Origin of the sequence: Ruminobacter amylophilus, from assembly GCF_900115655.1 — a bacterium.
Lineage (GTDB): Bacteria > Pseudomonadota > Gammaproteobacteria > Enterobacterales > Succinivibrionaceae > Ruminobacter > Ruminobacter amylophilus.
The window spans coordinates 1-8,569 of sequence record NZ_FOXF01000072.1 but is presented as its reverse complement, the minus strand read 5'-3'; the positions used below and the strand labels follow the sequence as shown (position 1 = coordinate 8,569).

9 protein-coding genes are annotated in these 8,569 nt (G+C 39.4%); 4 read left to right on the top strand and 5 right to left on the bottom strand.

The features are described 5' to 3' along the window. Nucleotides 1–154 precede the first annotated feature (154 nt). The 3 genes from BMY80_RS11380 to BMY80_RS11375 all read right to left on the bottom strand — a co-directional run bounded on the left by BMY80_RS11380 (nucleotide 155) and on the right by BMY80_RS11375 (nucleotide 3,382). On the bottom strand, nucleotides 155–745 hold the full coding sequence (locus BMY80_RS11380) for a TraU family protein (RefSeq protein ID WP_177178583.1): 591 nt from the start codon (nucleotides 743–745) through the stop codon (nucleotides 155–157). After that, entirely contained in the window at nucleotides 738–986 is a 249-nt protein-coding gene (locus BMY80_RS12135) for a hypothetical protein (RefSeq protein ID WP_143066533.1), read from the bottom strand. The genes BMY80_RS11380 and BMY80_RS12135 overlap by 8 nt, the downstream gene beginning before the upstream one ends. Nucleotides 987–1,357: 371 nt before the next feature. Continuing rightward, nucleotides 1,358–3,382, bottom strand: a complete 2,025-nt coding sequence (locus BMY80_RS11375; protein WP_093143779.1) for a KAP family P-loop NTPase fold protein — start codon at nucleotides 3,380–3,382, stop codon at nucleotides 1,358–1,360. An 886-nt stretch (nucleotides 3,383–4,268) separates the two neighbouring features. Between BMY80_RS11375 and BMY80_RS11370 the strand changes: the two genes are divergently transcribed. Beyond that, entirely contained in the window at nucleotides 4,269–4,637 is a 369-nt protein-coding gene (locus BMY80_RS11370; RefSeq protein WP_093143776.1) for a hypothetical protein, read from the top strand. A gap of 310 nt (nucleotides 4,638–4,947) precedes the next feature. On the opposite strand, the gene BMY80_RS12290 is transcribed toward BMY80_RS11370, so the two are convergent. Then, nucleotides 4,948–5,106 (bottom strand): hypothetical protein, encoded by a 159-nt coding sequence (locus tag BMY80_RS12290; RefSeq protein WP_177178582.1) that lies wholly within the window; start codon nucleotides 5,104–5,106, stop codon nucleotides 4,948–4,950. 72 nt (nucleotides 5,107–5,178) lie between these two features. Next, entirely contained in the window at nucleotides 5,179–5,424 is a 246-nt protein-coding gene (locus BMY80_RS11365; RefSeq protein ID WP_143066532.1) for a DUF2846 domain-containing protein, read from the bottom strand. A gap of 356 nt (nucleotides 5,425–5,780) precedes the next feature. On the opposite strand from BMY80_RS11365, the gene BMY80_RS11360 reads away from it, so the two are divergent. From BMY80_RS11360 to BMY80_RS11350, 3 genes are all read left to right on the top strand, one after another. Then, nucleotides 5,781–6,797: a hypothetical protein gene (locus BMY80_RS11360; RefSeq protein ID WP_143066531.1), complete on the top strand. Its 1,017-nt coding sequence runs from the start codon at nucleotides 5,781–5,783 to the stop codon at nucleotides 6,795–6,797. Nucleotides 6,798–7,177: 380 nt separating this feature from the next. After that, nucleotides 7,178–7,762: a histidine phosphatase family protein gene (locus BMY80_RS11355; RefSeq protein ID WP_037318927.1), complete on the top strand. Its 585-nt coding sequence runs from the start codon at nucleotides 7,178–7,180 to the stop codon at nucleotides 7,760–7,762. 609 nt (nucleotides 7,763–8,371) lie between these two features. Next, nucleotides 8,372–8,569: helix-turn-helix domain-containing protein (locus BMY80_RS11350; RefSeq protein ID WP_143066530.1), on the top strand; the 198-nt coding region annotated here is incomplete at its 3' end.

Genomic DNA, 8,569 nt, shown 5'->3' with positions numbered 1-8,569 from the left:
TGGCAAACTGAGTTTATCTGTGTATCATACGTCTGAAGGGGCATAAAGTATCTCTATTTGTTTTAGTTTGGTCACTTAATACTAGAATACTTTTGCCCCTTCTTCAATATCTACATTCCCAACAATTCCGAGAAGAACCAACAAATTTACTCGTTTAACACTTGTAAAACGGATTCAACTCGGAAAGCTCCATAATACTGATATCCTGATAACCGTCTTTAACGCATACTGCAGACGTGGACATATTCAGGATTCGCAGTAACGGGAATGCATACATATGTACGTTCCGGTAATCATGTTCATTACCGAAGGGAACATCTCCTGAATGACTGGATACGCCGTTTCCTCCTGGACCCAGTCCGGTGACGGCTCCGCCAAGAGCAGGCATGCATCCGGCCATAAAGGTAGTTTCTACAAGTCTCGCCGGTTCCCACATGCTTTCGCTTATTCCCGGTTTATCTATTTTTCCTTCACGACATGAACAGAAAGGTTTGGTATAAGCATCATCGGGAACACCGGGATTATGAAACTTCTTTGTTTTTCCTGTAGAAGCTCCGTCATTACTTGAAGATGAGGCATTGATTTTTATGCCTGAGACATAAATCGGAAAGATGCAATTCCAGCACAGATTATTAATTACCTGCGAAAAAGGTTCATGAGAAGGACATCTCGGATCCCCGGCAAATGAAACTGACGCAGCCAAAAAAGATAAAGAAAGAGCTGTAGTAACTGATAATTTATTCATTTCCATATCTCTGCTCTATGAATATTCTGTCTGTGGTTTTCTGATTGATTCTGCCCAGTTCATCCAGGATAAGAATGTGTCTTTCATTATCTGCAGAAATTACGGTCGGCGTGACCTGAATTCCCAGTTCATACGGAAGATTGTCCGGCATCAGGTAAATCCGCCGCTTGAAGTTTTGCACCAGCTTACTGTATTCGTTCCAGCCGTTCTCTGAATCGTCATGATAAATATCGTTTATCAAGAAACCACATAAAAATTAACACCATTCCCCCTCATGATTGTAACTTATCTTTTCTGAGAAATTCTCATGCGGACTTACGCTATACGTGATAATGTTTGAATATTTGCATTAGATTGCCGGCTATTAATTGAATTACGAGGGATTTTACGAAATAAGGGCTCATGCATTCAGTCCCCGCATTGTTGGGATTAAAAAAACGGATAGACCTCTTTTTGGCCGGAATAGTAACATTTTCGCGGTACGAGGATTACTGAATTATTACCATTAAAATGGCAAGTACTGGCTGTCACATACCGGTTGTAGACAAATTCCCGTAACCGATAAGGAAAGTGCATATACACTTTCCTTTATTAGAGCCGAGATTACTGTGCCTATATAAGCATTTCGCTCAGTTTAACATCCTCTGGCCAACTATCCAAAGACACATCCTCGAATGAGATTCTAAATAATTTATCCAAATCATCAACGGTGGCATCCGGACCTGTAGGACCTGTATAACCAAGCTCCTCAACAAAATCGTCATCATTGACGTATACTCTTGGCCTGTCATCCCCGGAATATAGTGACAGATCTCCCGTCCAACCGGATGTCGACATAAAGTAGATATTACATCTCCACTGTCTTCTGCCTTTATCATCCTTTTTCCATAAATTTGCTCTTACGGAACAGAATTTTCTGATTCGTTTGGCTCTTCTGTTAGTGACCCAAAATGCAATTTCCGACTTTGACACCATGACCCTGGAAATACCACTAAACTTGGAAATAATATATTCAGCGAATTTCTTAACGTTAGCCAGTACGTCTGCAGGAACTTCTTTTGAAATCAGATTTAAATAGTCATCAATATCATTCGTCCTCGTATGGTTCCATTTTTTGATATTATTCTGAACTGTGGCATTGCTTTCATCTGATGAAGCAACCGATGTAATTGACGACATTCCCAAAAGATACTCAATTCTGTTTTCCAATGACTGAGGCTCAATCAGACTACGTATAAGATTCAAAAGTCTTGAAATCTTTAAAGCGTTGTTTGCAAGGTATGTATTCTTCTGACACATCCTGTAAAGAACCTGCTCCCATTCCTCGTCAAATTCTCCAAGGTTAACAAGAAGCTCCTTTTTTTCCTCACTTATTTCATTTAAATGAAATTGTCTTGCAGTCATCTCATCCCAACTTGTAAAACCGGGTTCCTGTACAAGATATTCGTAAATATCAGGATATGATATCTGCAGACAGATAAGACCGTAGCTTGCCGTGTAATCACTGAGAGTCAGAGAATCCTCCTCGTCCTCAAGTTCAATGTTTCTCATTATGCTGATTAGAGAAAGTGTATTCATTAATCTTTTTATTGAACGGGGATTGGCACCTGTAGAATAATCAGTCATTTCTGAAAGCGCATCAATGGTCACTATATTTTGATTTTCTTCATCATCAGGAGTATAGATATATTTTTTTAGATTCGTATTCAGATCCTCTTCTTTCATAAATCCTATGCTTAAAATTGAATCTGTCAGGAATGTGGTTATGTCATATGCAGAAACAGGCATGGAAAAAGGCATTTGGATAATCTTATCGAAAAAAGAACGATATGCTCTGTCATCTATTCCCTGTCCCGGCGCATTTCCAAACTTTACCTTTAATCCCTTTACAACCACGTCATAATCTATGGCAAGAACAAAAATACAGCTGTTGACCTCAAATATATTTTTAAGCAATTCCAGAATTTTGACAGCTTCTTCCGGATTTATACGGTCAAGATCATCGACGAAAAAAATGAACCCCCTACGGTTTGATCCTTTTGATTTTTCTAGGGAAATACTTTCATCAATTACTTTAGCAAAAGCATTTTTTAGGTCATTAGGTCTGGTTTCCTTTACATTATCTGATGGTGATAAAGTGTCTTCAACGGCCGCATAAAATTCATTGCCGTCAACAAGCCCTCCGGATACGTTAGTAAGCGTTTTGGCTGCTGTTTTTGCTGCAATGTATCCTGTTTTTTTTAGGAATGACATTGTTTTTGATATCAATTGATTAGTAGAACTAGCCGAATTATTCTGCCCTTCCACCAGACTGGTACACTCGTCAACCATCCCCTTAATTACACCCATAAGAGTTTCTTCAGGAGTTCTCATAATTGAATACTCCCACATATTTATCCATATTCCAAAATATGGAGCATTTGGATTCTTATGGCCTTCAAACTCACACAGAGAATTCTTCAGCTGATTCATCAGAGAAGTTTTACCGGATCCCCACTGTCCCTGTATCGCAATGGTTGTCGGCATGGTTGCACGTTCCAAATAAGCACTTAATGCTTTAATATATTTGGTTAAACCTAATTTATCCTCATCACTTTTCATGAGAGGTGTATCGATAATATTTGTGCTTATTGACATTCCGTACCCCGCTTATAGTAGTTCTGGTAAACGATAAACATTAAAAATTAAACTGATATAATCAGGTCATTCAAGACATCAGTATGTAAATATGATGAAATAAACAAACGGTAATCCGATGAAAAATAGTTTATCTAATTCAAATTAAAATTTTCATAATCAGAAAAAGCTTATGGCCAAATTGATTTCATCCTTTTTGTACTGAATGACATTAACTGTAAAATCAGAAAACTTTTAACTCTTTTGTCCAGACCGGCAAACATATCCACCTTTTTTACACAGTAACAGACGCCCCGTAACCTGCAACATACACCTGCGTCCATCGGCAATTAAAAACATATCGTCTTACTGTATTGAAAATTTATAAATACGGCATATTGCCGAGTCTTTATTAATATTATTTCATGAGAACCGTGATAATAAAAAAACATCAATGAAATTTTATACATATCACATAAATACATACCTGTTTTTTGAATATATTGAACAGTTCCCGGAAAAAATGAAATTTAAAGGTTTTACCGTGCCTGAGGGGATAGTTAAATAATAAACTGATGTATTTGTCAGTCATTTTTGAATCGTTAATAGTGCTTCGTACCTGCATTTCTCAACATACCGGATACTGTTTTGAAAGTATTCAAAAACTCCTGATTATTTTGACCACGGAAACCATGCGTGAACGGACGTGCTTCTGATTTACCAGGTACAGCTCAAAATTGAGCATACGACTGTCAAATCATTCAAAATAACATAAATATTTTATATACAGATCTCAATTACAAACTTTTAGAAGACAATAAACTGGTCACGTCAGGAAAAATAATAATAGACTTAATGTAAATAGAATACCCGCACGTGAAAATTTTAACTAAATTGGAGATTTATCATGATGTATATAATTGATCATTCTAATGGCCAAAAAATTTTTGATGTTGATGTCAATTGCATAAAAGAACACCGTACCGGTAATAAGTTATTTGACCTTGATAATAAATTCATAAAAGATCATCGTACCGGTAATAAGTTATTAGATATTGACGGTAACTTTATCAAAGATCATCGTACAGGCAATAAGTTATTAGACATTGCTGGTAACTGCATCAAAGACCATCGTACCGGCAATAAGTTATTCGATATTGACGGAACTTCCGTAAAGGATCATCGTACGGGAAAACGGATTTATGATTTCAATGGTTCTACCCTTTTATCGTACCCGTACCTGTTTGCGGTTCTTCATGCCCTTGATATTCTCTGAACCACGATTTTTCAGGGCTTTTTACAGGCATTGCTGAGAGGCTTACACTCCAGGCTCTTGCGCTCATAAGCCTCCCGCTATGCCTGTATGTCGGCGATAAAATAGGTTTTGAAGGCTACGTGATACTGTCTGTTCTCGGTTTGTTCGTACTGCTCGGAGTACTGTTCATGATACTCGTTTATTCAGCATATTGTCATACCGTTGTGGAACAGGTTTTGTGACATAAATGGATGGAAAAAATACAAAATTAACAGGAAGCCCAATCATGGAACTCATGATTGGGCTTTACTGTTTTAGATATAACTCAAAGTTACTTTCTGGATAATACTTCTTCGCTGATATGCTTATCAACGATTGTAGCGCTGGCAGCTAAGTCAGGCTGAGTGCCGTCGAGATCAGGAAGGAGGTCGTTAGGACATTCTTTTATGGATCTTCTTCCTCCTGGAATGCTTGCTGCGTCCAGAGTCATAGGGGGAGGATTAAAGCTAAGAGTAAATTTGGTTGAATCATATCCCTGGTCGATATAGTAATCCTGACCTGCTCAGGCATCGATTGTTGTTCTTACATACGTTCCAAAACGGCTGTAAGCGGTAATGGTATGTTCACCCGGTTCTACTTCTCTGAAGAAATAACCACACCCACCGATTTTGGTTACAAATTTGCCGTCAAGGTATAAATCACGGTATACGTGGGTAGGATCGTGTTTGCTTCTGAAAACGTAAATGCTGGCCTTTTCCGGATTGTGATTGTCAAAATCCAATGCGTACGCTACATCCTTTTTATTCACAAGACTGTCATACCGTTGAGAAATCGGTTTTGTGATATAGGTGATTATCAAAAACAGAAGATTATTCCCTGAACTCCATTTTGTTTTTGAAGCTTAGGCAAAAGAAGATAAAAACTTCTCCCTCGTCCACAGGCTAAACGTGAAAATGCTTGAATATTTTGTCGCCGATATCGGCTATTCATTGAATTATGCGGCGGTTCTGTTAAATTGAAATTATAGTCTTACTGTTCTGAATGTGAATGCGACGGCACTTCAGTCTGAAGTCAGTCCCCGTGAATTTGAATATGGACAGGATAAGGAACATATTTTACTGAAGCAATCTCCAAATAATGAGCCTGTTCTATAAGGAAATTATTATGAGCAAATACCGTTTAAATGATGATTCAGGCGGATTTTACAACAAACTGTACAGAATTTTGATAATCATTTTCATGATTATCCTGCTGCTGGGGTTATGCTTAAATTCTGGAGGAGAAAAGAATTACATACCGATAATGATTATCAGTCTGGCAGTCATGATTGCGTTGTTTTTCTTTGTAATCCGTCATGAAAGGACTTCGCTGAATAACAATGACAACGATTCGGAATATTTCGGCTCACTGCTGGAATCCGGTGAATATTTCAGTTCCATGGAGTGGCAGTTCCTGTACCGGAAGTACGATGAGGAAAACAAACCACATCATCTGGCTTCACTTGGTACGCGTGAAGACATCTGTTTTCGTTACATTAAAAAGGTTCTGAGACGCGATTTCTATATTCCCCTGCTGATTTTTCCTCTGGTAGGAGGAACATTCGCCCAGATGATACAGGAGTACATGTTTCCGGACGCATCCTTCTTCATGTTAATGACCTGCCTCACGGCCGCATTTGAAATTCCTTATTTTGCCATTCTTTATCTGTCATCGTTAAGGTTTCTGAAAACATGGATTAATGATCATCCCCGGTATAAGAACAGCATGAAGGAGATAAACCGTTCATACATCACCGGAGATGCCTATGAATGTGCATACTTCTGTGTGGTAATAGGCCCTAAATACATTCACGGGTTTGACGGAGAAAAATTCCATACCGTGTTAAGGGAAAACGTTACGGCCTGTACATGGGATATTGAAAGGCTGGTTATCTATGCAACCGGAAAATACGGTGAAAGATACGTGGGGGACGAATACAGATTCAGCATAAAGTTTCAGTGTAAGGATTCCGACATCGGCAGCAGCTTTAAAATCACTCTGGATCAGTTTCAGATAAAGGCGATCATGGACCGTTATTTCCCGCAGATATCAAGCGACGAGAATCCGTCATATAAGGTCACAAAAGCGTACGGACACAGAGTTTCCAGCATAAAAGGATACGCTTCGGCTCCCGTAATCTGACCTTTTACCAGAATGTCGCCGTTTCGGACACGCTCTGTGTGTCGTGAACCAGGGATTGTTTATGAACCGAAACGGATACCTTCAGGGAAATCAGTTATCCACAGGATGTCATGACAACTGGCACCCCGTGTGAAAAGTGAGTTTTCCTGTACCGTGGAGTTTCTGATTGCGATAATACGGCTGTTTCAGCCCCGGATTTACTGATACTGACATGAAACGGCATCAGGAACGACGAATTCCCCCACTCTGCGACCAAAAACCGCTGTATAGTTTCTTATATTGAGCTCAGTTCACCACAGGGCCACACAAAAAACAGTATAATTAAACATAACTGAAACTGATTACGTATCTGACTTCCATTAAACGGAACAATAATAATTATGCCAAAACAAGTTATTCTGGTTCGTCATGCTCAGAGCCTCGGAAATGCCGGGCTGCGAACCACCAATCCTACCGCTAACATTCTTACAGAATACGGCAGACAGCAGGCAGAGGAATTTGCCGCAACCATTAAGGAAGCCCCTGATCTGATTTCATGGAGCTCATATACACGAACAATGGAAACCGCTGCCCCGCTTGCTCGCAGATTTCCTCAGGCCAGAACGGAAGAATGGCAGGATATACAGGAATTCACCTATCTTGACCCGGTAAGGTGTTTCAACACGACTCCGGAAGAAAGAAAACCATGGGTTGATTCCTACTGGAATGAGCTTAACCCCCGCTACAACGACGGTAATGGTGCGGAATCATTTGCGGACATGATTGACCGTGCGCGCAAGCTGCTTAGTCATGTCAGGGAAAGATCCGAGAACAGTATCTTCATCTTCACCCACGGACAGTTTATGGCGGCCATAAAAATCCTTCTTGAATATCCTGATGCCGATTATGCGCAGCTGATGAGAATATTCAATGAACATGACCGCGGCAAGAAAGTAGCCAACTGCGAAATACTGAAAATTATCTGAAAACAGATTCAGGACATGTATATGCACTCACGTGAATGACACCCGGATTCATACCTGTCGTAAATCCTATTCTGCGATAAATTGCGATAAATGCATAAAAAAGGGGTTCATCACGGAATTGTTGGGAATGTAGATATTGAAGAAGGGACAAAAGTATTCTAGTATTTAAGTTCCCACACAAAAATACAACAGAGATACTTTATGCCCCTTCAGACGTATGATACACAGATAAACTCAGTTTGCCAACCATTTACTGCTGTTTCACACAGCTTCGATCCCAAAACCTTAAAATCCGTTTATTCTTTCGAAAGTAACCGCCAAACGTCGGACATGAGATGTCCTTTTTGCGGGAAAATGAACGTGTATGTTCATGCCAGACATTCCACGGAAATTAAGGATTTTCCGTTTCTTCCAAAACACAGGCAAAGTCTTGTTTTTTACTACCATGGTTATAAATGCAGAGAATGCGGACATCATTTTATGGAACCTATTCCCGCAAAAGTGTTAAACGATCGCAAAAGTTGACCACCTAAACGAATTAAAGTTGACCACCTAAACGAATTAAAGTTGACCACCTTCAAACAAGAAAAAACAGACAACGGAGTGGTCATGAAAAAAGCCAAAAATCGTAAAATGCCGGAATATCTCGTAAGGAAAAAACGGTATTACAAGATGTTTGATTCAATCTTTCAAAATCAGATCAATGAACTTTCTAAACAAGGACAGTCAATCAGGGGAATAGCCAGAAAATTAGGAATTTCAAGGCAATCTGTTCGCAAATACATGAACGGAACCCCAAAGTACAAG